The sequence below is a fragment of the Photobacterium sp. HL06 genome (assembly GCF_059552575.1).
Window position 1 is genome coordinate 1,925,958 of the sequence record NZ_CM183914.1, and the last position, 15,419, is coordinate 1,941,376.

Genomic DNA, 15,419 nt, shown 5'->3' on the forward strand with positions numbered 1-15,419 from the left:
TGTACAGCTTGGGTGAGTTGCTTACACCGTCAATACTGGACAGCTACGCTTATCTCAGTGGCTTGTTGTTAGTCCTGTGCAACAAGCTGTGGCAGTGTTTCGCACAGAAACTCATACTCACTTTGCATCTGCTGTTTAATATCATCACAGATGAAAGCGACCAATGTGCTGCCAATTAAGGGAACCGACGACTTAACGGTAACAGACACATTATTTTGAGTAACGATACCAGCACGATCCGAAGGCTCGCTGAACATCATCTGTCCTGAAATCGTCGCAGGAACACCGAGAATCTCAACATTCATATGACATAGCAGCTGATCGTTCTCTTGCCAGTGCCAGCTTTCTTTTTGCTTGATGGTATTAAAGCTGCCCAGAATACTCTTTAGAACACCGGGTACATTGGCTGGAACCTCACGCTGGGTTTCAACGATAAAGCCGTCATCCGTTTCTGTGATCTTGTTAACTCGCACATTTCTGGCGCCCAACTTTTGGTACTTTTCAATGATCAGTTCATCTTCACTGAAGTAACGCAGCAGGGTATCAAGATCTTCCTTGTAATCATGAATCGCAGTAATTTGCATAGTGTTTCCTTACATGTGAATTTCGCGGATGATGCTTGAAAGTGCCATGGCCTCGGGGCTCTTTTCTTTCGGCTCGCTTGAGTGCTCTTGGCCGCCACCATCTTCTGGTGACATGTTGTAGCCAGCATTCATAATTAGCTCGCCCAGCTTCGGATACGCACCATGGATCAGGGCTGCAAATAGGCCCATTTTGTTTGCAATACGCTTTGGTTTCTCAATAATGGCCTTGATGATCAGGTCAGCGGCTTCTTCTGAAGTTAATAGCGGAATACCACCTTCAGCTTTGCGGTAGTGATCGGCGATCATTGGTGTTTCGACCAAAGGCATATTGATAGTAGTAAAGTTGATTCCTTTGCTACAAAGCTCGGTTCCGGCGGTACGGGTAAATGAATCCAGTGCGGATTTCGATGCCGCGTAGGCAGAGAAACGAGGCTGGTTGGTCAGAACGGCAACAGAAGACACATTGATGATATGGCCAGACTGCTGCTCGACCATTTCCGGCAGAAGACCAAGGATCATCCTTAGCGAACCAAAATAGTTGATCTGCATGGTACGCTCATAATCGTGCAAACGATCCGTTGAGTTGATAACAGAGCGGCGAATAGAGCGGCCAGCGTTGTTGATAAGAATATCGACCTTACCGTGCTGGCGCTTGATTTCTTCCAACACTTCTTGGCTGGCTTCATCTTTGCTTAGATCGCACTGGTAGATAAACGCACGGCCACCGAGACGCTCTACTTCGTTGCGTGTTTGCTGTAGGCGCTCCAAGTCACGGGCAATAAGTACTAGCGTCGCATTGGTTTCTGCAAGTTTTAATGCTGTGGTATAGCCGATACCGGAAGAAGCACCTGTCACTGCGATGACTTTGTTGTTGACACACCCTTTTAGTGTTCTATCAACATGTAGTGACGGATCAAGGTTGCGTTCCCAGTAGTCCCAAATATTATTGGCGTAATCGGGGAGGCGAGGACAGCTGATGTTGCTGTCAGACAGCGCATTTAGCGTATTGGAGCAATCGAACTGCGTTGGGTAGTTAAACATTCCCACAGCATCTTTAGGAACTTGTATTTCTTGGCTTAGTGCATCGATGAAGTTGCGCAAGACAGGTAGGTGTCCCAGCTGCTGCCAGAAGTTGTTCGGCACCATACGGAACAAGCGCATATCAATACGCATTGCCATCTTAGGGGCATGGCCTGCTTCGGCAAACATATTGATGACTTCACCAGCACGGTATGGGTCTGGATCGACAAGGTGGAAGCACTGTCCTTCAACGTTGTCTTTGTGAGAGATATGGTCGATACAATCAGCAACGTAATCGACAGGTACCAAGTTCAGACGGCCGCCTTCAAGGCCCAATAGTGGCATCCACTCTGGTAGTGAACGACGAAGACGTTGAATAATCTTGAAGAAATAGTAAGGTCCATCAACACGATCGGCTTCGCCTGTAACAGAATCACCAATCACGATACCCGGGCGATAAGCGCGCCATGGAATAGTCGCTGATTCCCGAACCAGCTTTTCTGCATCATGCTTAGTGGCAAAGTAGGGATGATCAAGGCCAGTTGCTTCATCCAGCATATCTTCTCTGAACCAGCCACGGAATTGCCCCGCAACTGCAATCGAGCTTACGTAGTGGAAACAACCTGCATTAATACGCTCTGCCAGTCTCAGAGTGTTTTCTGTGCCACCAATATTGGCACGCATCATTGCGTCAGCATCGGCTTCTAGATCGTAGATCGCAGCGAGATGGTAGAAGTTGGTAACCTTACCCGTCAATGATTTAATGTTGTCAGCGGATAGCCCCAAGTTCGGTTCCGTGATCGAGCCACGGTAACTATGGAACTTATTTTTGGGTAGTTGATATTGTTCAATCAGAGACTGCAGTTTTTCTTCGCATGCTTCACTAAATGACAGTACGTAGATATCTCCAGGTCTCTTAGCCAGACGTCTTAAAAGTTGTGAACCGATAAATCCAGTTGCGCCGGTAATGAAAGAATTCATGACCACTCCTTACGCGAATTATTTATTTTGTAAACACAGAGTAATTTATACTGGTCGGATGACCAATCTCTAGTGTGCATCTGGTGGCACAAAACCTCAAAGTGAAACAGGCAGAAATTGGGGATAGATCAATATTCCGCAAAGGAATTTTTCAAATTAGAGCAATTGCTCACATATTAAGTGATGTGCCTTGCAAAATGTACGCTTTTTACGCATTTGTTATGCGAGTTGTTGCTACTGGGTATATTTGGTTTGCTTATGATTCTTGGTGGGTAACTGTCGCCGATTGAGTGAAATTCAAGTTGCATCAGTTCTATGGTGAGGAATGATGTTCTGATCAGAAAGGGACTGCATCAGTTGTTGTTGCAGCGCCCGGAAATAAATGTTCTTGGGAATGACTAGCTCGAAGGCGTCCCGCTACCGTAAACACTAAAACCAACCCATGCCAAAACCGCTCAACGTTGGCAGTCCCTCTTAAACGCTTTGTTAGCAATTATTTCAAAAGAGGTGATACACATTCTATAAAAGGCATTACCTTTTTTTGAAGTTCTGGGTTTTCAATAGTTGTTCCATCAGACAACCCTAAATTACCATTGAACTCTCTAGGACTTAATTTGGTGTTAATTTCACCTTCTATATTGAGTGTGAATTCATGTCCTTCGGGTAACAGACTAGCACAAGACTCAATTGTACTTGCTGGCTGTACCGCTAGGGACGTTGCAATACCTGAAGTAATCACTACCGCACTTAGCACTAAGACATAACTACCTTTCATCTCTATATTCCTTCATTTAACATGTGAAAATGATTGAGACTGATTGCATATGTAATGGTTCAATTTTTGTGCACCTCACACTGATTGCTTTATATGCGTCTATTTTACATGCTGATGAACAAAGTCGTTCAGTTCTGAAACCGTTCGAATTACATATACTGCTTTGCTGTTCGATTTTTCTCTTAACCTATGTATAAAGTCTTCGTTCCAAAATTTTGGGCATAGCCTTAATACTTTGTAGCTTTCCAAAGTACCTTTCAGTACTGAGCTGCCACCAGGCCAACCTTCAGGTCTTACGACGAGCCCTTTTAGAAGTCGCTTGGTCACAAACCAGTAACTAGTTAGGTATGGCAGATCAATGTAAACCAACGTATCAGCAGCTTCCAAACGCTGATTAAATGAAGCAATAGGACCAAACCCATCAATTATCCAACTATCAGCCAACAAGATGTTTTCATGTGCTTCATCGAATGTCTTGCGCTCTACTCGTTCACCGTTTTTCTTATACACTATCGAATCTAGTTGGTATAACTGTATCCCAGTCGCTGATGCGAGCGCTTTACTCATGGTGGATTTTCCGCTGCCCGGCTTCCCGAAAACTGCAATTTTCTTCATGTTAGCTCCTTCAAATGAAATTATTCCCATGAGGCAGAAACAGAAAACCCACCTCTTCTTGGGAGGGCGACAAATTAAAAGTACATCACTAGCGGTAGTAAAGATAATGTCGGCGGTTGAGTAAAATTCAAGTCGTTCAGTTCTATGGTGAGGAATGATGTTCTGATCAGTTTGCCTATGATGAAGTTGTGCCCATTACATATCCTTATCGCGAGGATGAAACCTTTATGTGCGAAGCTTCAATTTATATTAAAGCTGGTGGTATATAAAGAAAGGTTGCTTTTGATTGCATTTCCTATCAGTGGTCGCGCTGATTCTGGTATTGATGGCTTTTCTCCAAGGGGGTCATCAAGCGAAAATGGTATTTTGCATGCATTAGTGTTCTCAGAATCAAAAAGCGAGAAAGCATTTGCCTCCTCGCTGAACAATGACTCGCTATTTAATCTGTAGTTGCATCTAACCCGCTATATTTGCCTGCTATTAACTAGCACTCCAAACCTGCTTACCTGTTCGCTGGAAGTTATACCCTCCTAGCTGGTCGCCTTTAGCCTGTACTTCGGGATCAGAGAGGGACTGCATCAGTTGTTGTTGCAGCGCCCGGAAATAAATGTTCTTGGGAATGACTAGCTCGAAGGCTTCCCGGCAAAGCGGGATAAAGCCTAGACCAAACTCACCAGCGGTACTCTGGCTGGCACAGCCCACATCAGCTTGGCCACGTGCAATCGCTGAGGCAAGCTCGCGTTCGCTATTACAGACATCAGCCTTGGTTAACATCTCGATGTTGTAGGCATGGCCATGTAACCATTCCCCAAGGGCCCGCATACTACCGGCTCCTTCCTGGCGAAGCGCCCAACGCCAACGAGAAGCAAGCAGCTCTTGTGGGTTCAGTGATCGGGCATTAACACAATCAGCAATTTCATGGCTGACAACCAAACCTTGCTGTCGTTCAAAGGCATGGATGAGTACCCAGTTTTTATGTCCTGGGTATTGCTGTAATAATGCAGGGTGACGTAGCAGGGCTTCATCGGCATGGCCCCAGTGTATAGCGCACATATCCACATGCCCTTTACTGAGCATCGACAAACCCTGACGGGTGCCTGTTGAGGTATATCCCACAAGCGCAGTACTACCGAGTTGATTGGCCATATTGCCGACAACCATCTGAAGTAGGGGATCATCAGAGCCTGCGATCAGAAGGCGATCATTGAGTACACCATTATGGCAAGACTCCAATAACCACTTATCGAGCATTGGTTTGGGAAACAGCCATTTCCCGGTCACCTTGGTTGCAGGCAACAAGCCATCATTGGCTAGGGCGTAAACCTTCTTTTCATTGAGATCGAGATATTCCGCGACCAGTTTGGCATTCATAAACTCAGGAAAGCTGGTGGACATTTATACATTGCCTCCGGCTTGCTTTATATCCGCAGAACTTTGATCGTTTTCGCCTTTGTGCTCGGGCTTATGTTGATCATCTACCTGATGCTCTGCTTGCTCACCTTTTATATCTAGGATCAGGTTTTCCTGGCCGTTGTAGACCTGGAAGCGATGTCCTTTTGCACGGGCTATCATGGTAATACCGAGTTTTTGGGCCAGTTCGTAACCCATTTGCGTGGCGCCCGAGCGAGACAGGAGAACAGGGATCCCCATTTGCGCGACTTTAATGACCATCTCCGAAGTCAGGCGGCCAGTGGTATAGAAGATCTTGTCTTCACCTGTTTCACCTTTTAGCCACATTTCGCCAGCGAGGGTATCAACGGCGTTGTGCCTACCTACATCTTCCACAAATGACAAAATTTCCGTGTCTTTACATACGGCGCAACCATGAACCGCACCTGCAGCCTTGTAGGTTTCGTTGTGATGAGTGAGCGATTCCAGCAAGCCGTATAGTTTAGATTGAGGAACTGTCGGCTGAGGAAGCGTCACACCTTCCAGTTTTTTCATTACGTTGCCGAACATGGTGCCCTGACCACACCCCGAGGTAACCGTCTTCTTGCCAAGCTTCTTTTCAAGGCCGTCGGTATTTTCTTTGGTGATCACCGCGGCCGAGTTGGTTTCCCAGTCGATGATCAAAGATTCGATCGCCTCGATGTCTTCGATAAATCCCTGGTTCTTCAAATAGCCAAGCACGAGAGCAGAAGGGCGTTCACCAAGTGTCATCAGGGTAACGACTTCAATCCAGTTAAGGTAAACCGTCAAGGGGTGCTCGCAGGCGATTTCTTTTTCCATCATGTCGCCGTATTCATCCATTACCTGAACGGTCATGGTTTGATTAACGGAAGAGTTGGTTTTAATGATTTTTGGCAGTTGGCCCATCAAAGATTCCTGCTGATTTGAAAACGGTTTAATCATGGTTGAATTCTAGCAAACTTCATTCCAACTCTATGACTCAAGACGATTGAATTGGGATGTTCGGCAGTATATACGATCGATACTTGAAGGTGAGGACATACAAAATCCGCCATTCGTTTAAGTTGGTCTGATACTTGCTAAGTAAGCCCTATTAAAAGGTAACGAGCAATGATTAAGGAGCGAATGTGTCAGATTTACGTAAAGATGAATCCATATGGCCAATAGCATTTCGTCTGGTCTCTGAGGAAAAGCAAATTGGTCGCTGGTCGACCTTATCTTGGTCAATTGAAGATGTGTGTCTCTATGATCAAGACAAAAAAGATCAAGTCACACAATCTGACGGTGGGCACATTCTGCCATTAGAGCTTTATCGCGATGAGCGCAGTGAATACCGATTTAATCTAAGTTCCCAAGATCCGCACTTATTCATTGTGTGCGAAGAAGAGAATGAACAGCTTTCTCCTTTATTAATGACGGCGGCGCAAAACGTTGCGGGAAGCTATATGGATGGGGACTATCAAGTACTGCATATCCAAATTCCGCTTCAGGTTCAGGCTTGGATGGAAGCTTTCATTGGCCGTCATGGCGAATTAATCGAATTCAGGCGCAAGCGTTGTAAAAACAAGAGCAAAGACAAAAAAGGACGCTCCAGTGGCCACTAATTTTTTCCAACGTTGGTCAAGCCGAAAACTAGCGGCGAGGGAAGAACCTGCTGACACCGAAACGGAGGCGCTGCAGGCTTTCGATGAAAGCTCATGCCATGCGCAAAATTCTGATATTAAAGAACAAACATCAGAAGGTGATGTTGAGGCTCCTGCTTGCAACCTTGAGACAGAAACGGGCTCGGACTCTGTCGTTGGATCTGATGTTGCAGACGAGGAAACAACCCTCACATTGAAAGATGTTACCAATGTGACATTTGAGAGTGGGGTGACTTCGTTTATGAAAACAGGCGTAGAGAAGTCCGTTAAGAAAGCCGCACTGCGCAAGTTGTTCCATTCTGACGAGTTTAATTATGTCAGTGATATGGATGATCACACGGAAGATTTTTCCAATGTCCCTACCTTGGATTCCAGTGTGACCAAACAGCTTCGTAATTGGGTGAACCAAGCTTCTGAAAAGCTTGAGGACGTATCGGAAAAACTTGCTCACACCGCTTCTGAGGAGTCGGTCGAAATGGATTTGGCAGAAGCTGAGACATTGGCATCGCCAACCGAGCAAGCAGAGTTAACCGATCGGCAGGCATCTATCCCTACCTCTACAAACGATCTAGAAATGGAAGCTGTTCAGGAACCTGTCCAGGATCCTGTTCAGAAATCTGGACCAATAGGTCCGTCGTTTGTCGAGTTAGATCCGCCATCTGAAGCAAGCTAATTATTAGTTATCAATCATAAATAAAAGCTAGCTGTTTATAAAAATAAGGCAGTAGAAGCTAAGTTGGGACAAAAAGGGAAATATACCCTTAAAAATAATCGGGACATTTTGGCGCAATATGAATCTAGGTGTGGGACAAATTGTCTCGCAGTAGGTTGTCCAAACTGTCTCCTCCTGACTTTAGTTCCCTATAGGTCATTTTATTCCGTAAAAAGTTGGTTCGGTTATTGCTCTTATAAAGGGCGTGAAGGGTCTTGTTTTGAAAACTCTTTATAAAACAAGGCACTTTAATCGGCACTGACTGACGGTGACGAGTAGACAGGAATAAGAATGTTAAAAAGTACACTAGAAGCATTTTCTGATCCAAACGGGCTGGCTCGACAAGCTGCGATTGCAGGTACGGTTGAGCTGTCTAACCTGATCCCGCCAACGGTTTCTTATGAAAGCCGCGGCAATGTGTTGGTCATTGGTGCACAGGAAACGATTGCTCCGTTGGCATCACAATTTTCATCATTGAACTCTGTAACGCTCTTGGTCCCAGAACTGGCAACAGAAAAAGTGGATACGGCGTCGAAGAGCGAAAACGTGTACTTCAGTAATGAGGTTGCGGTTAAAGGCTACCTTGGTGCGTTTGAAGTGACATGTCGAGTAGAAGGGACAGTCACTGAAACTTCCGCGAATTTGGCAAAGGTTGCCATTGGTCGTGACTGTTTTGACCTGATTGTTGATATGACAGCAGAGGGGATTGCTAAAACGGAAATTATGGCTCCGGGCTATTATGCTGTTGGTGCTGGAAAAGCAAACTTGGCGAATGTGATTGAAGATCTTCCCGATATGCTGGGAACCTTTGATAAGCCAAAGTATTTTCGTTTGAACCCTGATATTTGTGCCCATTCATCTCGTGGTGTGAGCGGTTGTGATCGTTGTGTTGACGCTTGTCCGGCTGGCGCATTGTCCAGCAATGGTCATGCAATCGAAATCAATCCGTACCTTTGTCAGGGTGTTGGTACATGTGCAACAGCTTGCCCTACAGAAGCCATTAGCTATGCATTACCAGATCCTGGCAATACTCAGCATTTTGTTTATCGCTTATTAAACCGATACCAGCAAGAAGATGGAAAAACGCCAACCCTTCTTCTTTACGGAAACCGTGATGAACAATCTGTTGTGAATGCGCTAGCCAAACTTCCTTCAACGGTTATTCCTGTTGCACTGGAAGAATTGGCAACCGTGGGTATTGATACTTGGTTTAGTGCTTTGGCATATGGTGCACATCAAGTGCTTCTGGCAACCAATACTGCCTATATTCCTGCCACGATTGATCGTGTTCTATCTGATGAACTTGCGATTGCTCAGACTTTCTTAACAGAGCTTGGTTACGAGGCGGAGCGAATTGCGCTATTTGATCTAGCAAATTCTGAATCATTTACGGGATTCGATACGGCTTTACTTCCAGCTGCTGAGCCTATTGAAGGCACTAAGCGTGAAAAACTGTTTGCTGTTCTGGAGCTGCTTTATACCGCAGCAGAGAAAAAGCCTGAACGTTCAGATGTACCTACCAATGCACCTTATGGCTCGGTGGAATGCCAATCTGATGATTGCACGTTATGTATGGGATGTGTGGCTGTTTGTCCGACACGTGCTCTGCATGCGATTGGTGATCGTCCGGGATTGTTATTCATCGAAGAAGATTGTGTGCAATGCGGTATGTGTGAAAAGGCTTGTCCTGAAAAAGTGATCGCTCTAAAACCAGGTCTTAACTGGAATAAAGCAGCACGTCAGGAAGCTCGCGTTGTGTATGAAGAAGAAGCGGCATGTTGTACCAGCTGTGGAAAACCATTTGCACCTGCATCCATGGTGAAAATGCTGATTGAAAAGTTACAAAGCCACTCTCAATTCCAGGGAGAGGCAATTCGTCGATTGTCTATGTGTGAAGACTGTCGTGTACGCGATGTGTTTTCGAAGATTGAAGACGATCCTGAAAGTCAGCTAAGGGTGTAAGGAGTAAATTATGGAACAACCACTGGTGAATAAGCCGCAACACGAAGAGTCGTCACTTCGCATCGAGATCTATGCCATGCTAGCGCATTTGATGCGTAAAGCACCGGACGAGAATGTGCTTAACTGGCTTTCTAATCTTGATGTCGAAACGTCAACCTATCAAACCACAGAGATGGCTGCAGCCTGGCCACTACTTAAATTGGCTGCGCAGAAGGCAAACCTTATTGCTGTCGAGGAAGAATATCAGGATCTGTTTATCGGAATTGGTCGCGGTGAGATTGTGCCGTTTGGTTCCTGGTATTTGACCGGATCTTTGATGGAAATGCCTCTGGCTCATTTGCGGCGTGATTTAGCTCAGCTGGGTTTTCAGCGCGACGAGTCGGTGAAAGAGCCGGAAGACCATATTGCAGCATTGCTTGAAGTGATGGCCATGCTGGTGGAGGAGGGGGACGAACATCGTCAGAAAATCTTCTTTAACCGCCATATCGCAACCTGGTTTGAACAATTTTGTGCCGATGCTAAAGCCGCTGGCAGTGCAGTGTTTTACTGCGCGGTAGCTGAATTGGCATTGCAATTTTTGACCGTAGAAAAAACGCGTTTTATTGAAGCGAACTAATTTTTGTTTCAATTCGTTTTTGTTACGACGTAATTATATAAAAATCAAATAATCGATTCCTTCAGCTAGCTGAACAGGAACAACGATAAAGGAGCAAGCTTTCATGAGTGAGCAAAATAAACCCAATCAAAGCCGTCGCCAACTGTTGAAAAACATTGGTTTGACCGTGGCTGCTGGTGCTGTTGCTGCCGGTACAACAACGGCCGCCCAGGCAGCCGTTGAAAAGCCGGAAGAGAAGAATGAAAACAATACAACAGGCTATCGCGAAACTCAGCATGTTCGTGATTACTACGAAACCTTGTAAGACGGAGCACTAAATGAAACTGACTAAACGTTCCGACAAAGTGAGCAAGGACGAAAACCAGCTAGGTATTTCTCGTCGTTCCTTTATCCGTAATTCATCTCTGGCAGCTGCTGGTGGTGTTGCCGGTGCCAGCATGTTTGCACCGGGTATGATGAAAAAAGCAGAAGCAAAATCCGTTGATGCAAACGCACCGGTTGAAGTGAAGCGTACTATTTGTTCTCACTGCTCTGTTGGTTGTGGTATTTACGCCGAAGTACAAGATGGTGTCTGGACTGGCCAAGAACCCGCTTTTGACCACCCTTTCAATGCTGGTGGACACTGTGCTAAGGGTGCTGCGCTGCGTGAACACGGCCATGGTGAGCGTCGTGTTAAGTATCCAATGAAGCTGGTTAACGGCAAGTGGAAGAAACTGAGCTGGGAGCAGGCGCTGGATGAAGTCAGCCAGCAAGTGCTGAAGATCCGCGAAGAATCAGGCCCGGATTCGGTGTACTGGCTGGGCTCGGCAAAACATAACAACGAGCAGGCATACCTGTTCCGTAAAATGGTCTCAATGTGGGGCACCAACAACGTTGACCACCAGGCACGTATCTGTCACTCAACGACAGTGGCCGGTGTAGCCAACACCTGGGGCTACGGTGCGATGACCAACTCGCTGAACGACATGCATAACTGTAAGTCGATTCTGTTTATTGGTTCGAATGCCGCTGAAGCTCACCCGGTAGCGATGCAGCATATCCTGATCGCCAAAGAGCGCAATAGCTGCAAAATTGTCGTTGCCGATCCGCGTCGTACCCGTACTGCAGCCAAAGCGGATCACTATGTCTCGCTACGCCCGGGCTCGGATGTTGCGTTCATCTGGGGCATACTTTACCACGTGTTCAAAAACGGTTGGGAAGATAAAGAGTTTATCCGCCAGCGTGTTTGGGGCATGGATGACGTTCGTGCAGAAGTCGCGAAATGGACACCGGAAGAAGTTGAACGTGTCAGTGGCGTGCCTGAAGCCGAAGTTTACAAAACAGCGAAAATGCTGTCTGAAAACCGCCCGGGCTGTGTTGTTTGGTGTATGGGTGGTACCCAGCACACCACGGGTAACAACAATACCCGTGCTTACTGCATCCTTGAACTAGCACTCGGCAACATGGGTAAAGCCGGTGGTGGTGCCAACATTTTCCGTGGTCACGATAACGTACAGGGTGCCACTGACTTTGGCGTACTGTCTGATAACCTACCGGGCTACTATGGCCTGTCTGCAGGTGCCTGGAAGCACTGGTCACGGGTGTGGGATGTTGATTACGAATGGCTGAAAGGCCGTTTTGATCAGGCAGACTACCGCGGCAAGAAACCAATGAACAATGCGGGTATTCCGGTATCGCGTTGGATTGATGGTGTCCTCGAAGACAAAGAAAACATTGAGCAGAACGATAATATCCGCGCCATGTTCTATTGGGGACACGCGGTGAACTCGCAGACCCGTGGCCCTGAAATGCGTACAGCCATGGGCAAGCTGGACATGATGGTTATCGTTGACCCGTATCCGGGTGTGGCTGCGGTCATGAACGGTCGTACTGATAATGTTTACCTGCTTCCTGCAACTACGCAGTTTGAAACCACAGGCTCTGTGACGGCGACTAACCGTTCTATCCAGTGGCGTGACCAGGTTATCGAGCCGCTGTTCGAATCTAAGCCTGACCACGAGATCATGTACCTGCTGGCGAAGAAACTAGGCCTTGCTGATCAGCTGTTCAAGCACATCAAGGTTGAAAACAACCAGCCAGTGATTGAAGACATTACCCGTGAATTCAACAAGGGGATGTGGACGATTGGTTATACCGGCCAGAGCCCTGAGCGCCTGAAAGCGCACCAGAAAAACTGGCATACCTTCCATAAGACAAGCTTGGAAGCGGAAGGTGGCGTGGCTGACGGTGAAACGTACGGCCTGCCTTGGCCTTGCTGGGGCACTGCCGAAATGAAGCACCCTGGTACCCACATTCTTTATGATACGTCTAAGACGGTTGCCCAGGGCGGCGGTAACTTCCGTGCCCGCTTCGGTGTTGAGCGTAACGGTGAAAGCCTGTTGGCTGATGACAGTTATTCGCTTGGCTGTGAGCTGGAAGATGGTTACCCGGAATTTAGCGACAAGATGCTCAAGCAGCTTGGTTGGTGGGACGATCTCACTGCTGAAGAGAAAGCCGCAGCAGAAGGCAAAAACTGGAAAACTGACCTGTCTGGCGGTATCCAGCGAGTTGCCATCAAACATGGCTGTATTCCTTTCGGTAACGCCAAAGCACGTGCGGTAGTCTGGACCTTCCCGGATGCCGTGCCGCTACACCGTGAGCCACTGTATACCCCGCGCCGTGATCTGGTTGCTGATTATCCAACCTGGAATGACAGTGAAGCGATGTTCCGCCTGCCAACACTCTACAAGTCTATCCAGGACAAAGACGTGTCTGGCGAATATCCAATCATTCTTACCTCTGGCCGTCTGGTTGAGTACGAGGGCGGCGGTGATGAAACCCGTTCAAACCCTTGGCTGGCCGAGTTGCAGCAAGAGATGTTTGTTGAGGTGAACCCGAAAGATGCCAACGATCTTGGCTTCCGTGACGGTGACATGGTTTGGGTTGAAGGTGCCGAGAAGGGCCGCATCCATGTTAAGGCAATGGTGACTCGCCGCGTGAAACCGGGCTTGGTATTTATTCCGTTCCACTTCGGCGGTAAGTTCCAGGGCGAAGACTTACGCGGTAATTACCCAGAAGGTTCTGCACCGTTCGTCTCTGGCGAATCAGCAAACATTGCAACCACATACGGCTACGATCCTGTTACCCAGATGCAGGAAACAAAAGTAACCCTATGTAAGATCTCTAAAGCGTAAGGAGTCATTCTGATGGCACGTATGAAATTTCTTTGTGACTCTAAACGTTGTATCGAGTGCAACGGTTGTGTTACCGCCTGTAAAAACGAAAACGATGATGCGCTAGAGTGGGGCATCCAGCGTCGCCGCGTTGTTACTCTCAACGATGGTGAGCCAGGTGAAACCTCAATCTCTGTGGCTTGTATGCATTGTAGTGATGCGCCTTGTATGGCGGTTTGTCCGGCAGATTGTTTCGAGCAGACTGAAGACGGCATTGTGCGCCATAACAAAGATCTTTGTATCGGTTGTGGCTACTGCCTGTTTGCCTGCCCGTTTGGTGCGCCTCAGTTCCCTAAACAGGGTGCGTTTGCCGAGCGTGGCAAAATGGACAAGTGTACGTTCTGTGCAGGTGGCCCGGGTGTAGAGCCTGGTTCACATGAAGAAAAGCAGAAGTACGGTGCTAACCGTATTGCAGAAGGCAAGCTGCCAATGTGTGCATCACTTTGTTCTACCAAGGCACTGCTTGCGGGTGATGCGGCGAAAGTTTCTGACATCTATCGTGAGCGTGTTGTGGCTCGTGGTGCCAAAGAAGCTGGCTGGGCAAATGTAGACGACCTTGCCTATGATGCAGGCAAAGAGCGTAAAGCCTAATCACCATTATAAATCCAGTGTGTTAATACACTGAACGGTTTCAGCCTGTTTACAGGCTGAAACCATTGTTAAGCAATACCTGTCGACGCAAATACCTGGTCATTTTTCATGGTTTAAATCACCAGTTACTTATTCAGATTGGTATAAAAACTGTTTGTTAAAACAGTCGGGAGTTTTAATGACTAAGCGAATTCAACGCTGGTTTACATTACTGGTTACTGCATTCGCGCTGACATTTTCGCTGTCAGTGTTAGCCAGCAGTGAAACGAGCCAACACACTGATAATAAGCGCTTGGGTGAATCTGTGGTTCAGAAAGAAATCGTAGGTTTTGCAGGTGCTGACTATTGGCGCATGGTCAAGGATGGTCAGGAAGGGTATACCACATCACAGTCACCGGAGCATGGAGTGTTGATCTCCGTACCGGGGCAGACATGGTTTATTCTCAAAGAAAAGTGGATGTCACCATTGGGGGCGTTGGCTATTTTTGGCAGCCTGGCTTTGGTTGCTTTGGCTTATGTTACCGTTGGCCCGCTAAAATTGAGCAAGCCCAAAACGGGGCGTAAGATCAAACGCTGGAGCCGCATGGATCGAGCGCTGCACTGGAGCATGGCGTTTACGTTTCTGACACTGGCTTTTAGTGGGCTGACCTTAGTTTATGGCAAACACTTTATTAAGCCCGTTGTTCCTACCGAGCTTTGGGGTTGGGTTATCTACATTGCCAAGCAATACCACAACTATATTGGCCCTATTTTTGCGATTCTGCTGTTTACTGTTTTGGTTAAATGGTGGCGCAAGAGTATCTTCAATATGGTGGATGTTAAGTGGTTCATGAAGATGGGCGGCATGGTAGGCAAGCACAAAGGGACACACCCATCTGCTGGGTTTTCGAACGGTGGTGAGAAGGCTATCTTCTGGTTGCTGATCTTCTTCGGTATTTTTATTACCGTAAGTGGCTTTGTTCTGGATTTCCCAATCTTTGATCAAACTCGCCGTGATATGGAGCTGTCGAACCTGGTTCACATGTTCTCCGCTTTAATACTAATCTGTGGTTTTGTATTCCATATCTATATTGGCCTGTTTGGGATGGAAGCTGCACTGGATGGCATGATCACCGGGGAAGTTGACGAGACCTGGGCCAAAGAACACCATGACCTATGGTATGAAGAAGTAAAAGACTTACCTGAAAACCAGCCTGGCTATGATGAGAAAATCGAGACAGAGAAGATGGGTAAACCAACTCAGGATAATGTTTAGTCACGTGATCAAATAAGATTATCTCCATAGTTGGTGAGAGAAC

The 15,419-nt window shown here is 47.0% G+C and carries 14 protein-coding genes; 8 read left to right on the plus strand and 6 right to left on the minus strand.

The window, feature by feature from the left end; genetic code table 11:
- Positions 1 to 68: 68 nt before the first annotated feature.
- From AC51G0_RS09015 to fdhD, 6 genes are all read right to left on the minus strand, one after another.
- Complete coding sequence (locus AC51G0_RS09015) at positions 69 to 584, minus strand: DUF2505 domain-containing protein (RefSeq protein ID WP_496301716.1); 516 nt, start codon at positions 582 to 584, stop codon at positions 69 to 71.
- A gap of 9 nt (positions 585 to 593) precedes the next feature.
- Positions 594 to 2,585, minus strand: a complete 1,992-nt coding sequence (locus tag AC51G0_RS09020) for an SDR family oxidoreductase (protein ID WP_496301717.1) — start codon at positions 2,583 to 2,585, stop codon at positions 594 to 596.
- 493 nt (positions 2,586 to 3,078) lie between these two features.
- Complete coding sequence (locus tag AC51G0_RS09025; RefSeq protein ID WP_496301718.1) at positions 3,079 to 3,360, minus strand: hypothetical protein; 282 nt, start codon at positions 3,358 to 3,360, stop codon at positions 3,079 to 3,081.
- A 99-nt stretch (positions 3,361 to 3,459) separates the two neighbouring features.
- Complete coding sequence (locus AC51G0_RS09030; protein ID WP_496301719.1) at positions 3,460 to 3,975, minus strand: AAA family ATPase; 516 nt, start codon at positions 3,973 to 3,975, stop codon at positions 3,460 to 3,462.
- A 480-nt stretch (positions 3,976 to 4,455) separates the two neighbouring features.
- Positions 4,456 to 5,370 (minus strand): substrate-binding domain-containing protein, encoded by a 915-nt coding sequence (locus AC51G0_RS09035; protein ID WP_496301720.1) that lies wholly within the window; start codon positions 5,368 to 5,370, stop codon positions 4,456 to 4,458.
- Positions 5,371 to 6,291 (minus strand): formate dehydrogenase accessory sulfurtransferase FdhD, encoded by a 921-nt coding sequence (fdhD, locus tag AC51G0_RS09040; protein ID WP_496301721.1) that lies wholly within the window; start codon positions 6,289 to 6,291, stop codon positions 5,371 to 5,373. It lies immediately after the preceding gene.
- Between the two features lie 221 nt (positions 6,292 to 6,512).
- Here fdhD and AC51G0_RS09045 point away from each other — a divergent pair, with 221 nt between their 5' ends.
- The 8 genes from AC51G0_RS09045 to AC51G0_RS09080 all read left to right on the plus strand — a co-directional run bounded on the left by AC51G0_RS09045 (position 6,513) and on the right by AC51G0_RS09080 (position 15,376).
- The gene (locus tag AC51G0_RS09045) at positions 6,513 to 6,989 is read left to right on the plus strand and encodes a DUF3305 domain-containing protein (protein ID WP_496301722.1); all 477 of its coding nucleotides are present in this window, start codon (positions 6,513 to 6,515) and stop codon (positions 6,987 to 6,989) included.
- Positions 6,979 to 7,701: a DUF3306 domain-containing protein gene (locus AC51G0_RS09050; RefSeq protein WP_496301723.1), complete on the plus strand. Its 723-nt coding sequence runs from the start codon at positions 6,979 to 6,981 to the stop codon at positions 7,699 to 7,701. Before AC51G0_RS09045 ends, AC51G0_RS09050 begins: the two co-directional genes overlap by 11 nt.
- A gap of 330 nt (positions 7,702 to 8,031) precedes the next feature.
- On the plus strand, positions 8,032 to 9,702 hold the full coding sequence (locus AC51G0_RS09055; RefSeq protein ID WP_496301724.1) for a 4Fe-4S binding protein: 1,671 nt from the start codon (positions 8,032 to 8,034) through the stop codon (positions 9,700 to 9,702).
- Positions 9,703 to 9,712: 10 nt separating this feature from the next.
- Positions 9,713 to 10,318 (plus strand): TorD/DmsD family molecular chaperone, encoded by a 606-nt coding sequence (locus AC51G0_RS09060; RefSeq protein ID WP_496301725.1) that lies wholly within the window; start codon positions 9,713 to 9,715, stop codon positions 10,316 to 10,318.
- A 103-nt stretch (positions 10,319 to 10,421) separates the two neighbouring features.
- Positions 10,422 to 10,622 carry a twin-arginine translocation signal domain-containing protein gene (locus AC51G0_RS09065; protein WP_496301726.1) on the plus strand — a complete coding sequence of 67 codons (201 nt, stop codon included), beginning with the start codon at positions 10,422 to 10,424 and terminating at the stop codon, positions 10,620 to 10,622.
- Between the two features lie 13 nt (positions 10,623 to 10,635).
- The gene (locus AC51G0_RS09070; protein WP_496301727.1) at positions 10,636 to 13,491 is read left to right on the plus strand and encodes a formate dehydrogenase subunit alpha; all 2,856 of its coding nucleotides are present in this window, start codon (positions 10,636 to 10,638) and stop codon (positions 13,489 to 13,491) included.
- Between the two features lie 12 nt (positions 13,492 to 13,503).
- Positions 13,504 to 14,121 (plus strand): formate dehydrogenase FDH3 subunit beta, encoded by a 618-nt coding sequence (fdh3B, locus tag AC51G0_RS09075; protein ID WP_496301728.1) that lies wholly within the window; start codon positions 13,504 to 13,506, stop codon positions 14,119 to 14,121.
- A gap of 178 nt (positions 14,122 to 14,299) precedes the next feature.
- Entirely contained in the window at positions 14,300 to 15,376 is a 1,077-nt protein-coding gene (locus AC51G0_RS09080; protein ID WP_496301729.1) for a formate dehydrogenase subunit gamma, read from the plus strand.
- The last annotated feature ends 43 nt before the right edge of the window (positions 15,377 to 15,419 follow it).

What these genes read in the sequence shown, in the direction of transcription:
- AC51G0_RS09070 (WP_496301727.1), top strand. Translation starts at nt 10,636, where the DNA reads ATGAAACTGACTAAACGTTCCGACAAAGTGAGCAAGGACGAAAACCAG.
- fdhD (WP_496301721.1), bottom strand. Translation starts at nt 6,291, where the DNA reads ATGGGCCAACTGCCAAAAATCATTAAAACCAACTCTTCCGTTAATCAA.
- AC51G0_RS09035 (WP_496301720.1), bottom strand. Translation starts at nt 5,370, where the DNA reads ATGTCCACCAGCTTTCCTGAGTTTATGAATGCCAAACTGGTCGCGGAA.
- AC51G0_RS09080 (WP_496301729.1), top strand. Translation starts at nt 14,300, where the DNA reads ATGACTAAGCGAATTCAACGCTGGTTTACATTACTGGTTACTGCATTC.
- AC51G0_RS09065 (WP_496301726.1), top strand. Translation starts at nt 10,422, where the DNA reads ATGAGTGAGCAAAATAAACCCAATCAAAGCCGTCGCCAACTGTTGAAA.
- AC51G0_RS09060 (WP_496301725.1), top strand. Translation starts at nt 9,713, where the DNA reads ATGGAACAACCACTGGTGAATAAGCCGCAACACGAAGAGTCGTCACTT.
- AC51G0_RS09025 (WP_496301718.1), bottom strand. Translation starts at nt 3,360, where the DNA reads ATGAAAGGTAGTTATGTCTTAGTGCTAAGTGCGGTAGTGATTACTTCA.
- AC51G0_RS09015 (WP_496301716.1), bottom strand. Translation starts at nt 584, where the DNA reads ATGCAAATTACTGCGATTCATGATTACAAGGAAGATCTTGATACCCTG.
- AC51G0_RS09030 (WP_496301719.1), bottom strand. Translation starts at nt 3,975, where the DNA reads ATGAAGAAAATTGCAGTTTTCGGGAAGCCGGGCAGCGGAAAATCCACC.
- AC51G0_RS09055 (WP_496301724.1), top strand. Translation starts at nt 8,032, where the DNA reads ATGTTAAAAAGTACACTAGAAGCATTTTCTGATCCAAACGGGCTGGCT.
- fdh3B (WP_496301728.1), top strand. Translation starts at nt 13,504, where the DNA reads ATGGCACGTATGAAATTTCTTTGTGACTCTAAACGTTGTATCGAGTGC.
- AC51G0_RS09020 (WP_496301717.1), bottom strand. Translation starts at nt 2,585, where the DNA reads ATGAATTCTTTCATTACCGGCGCAACTGGATTTATCGGTTCACAACTT.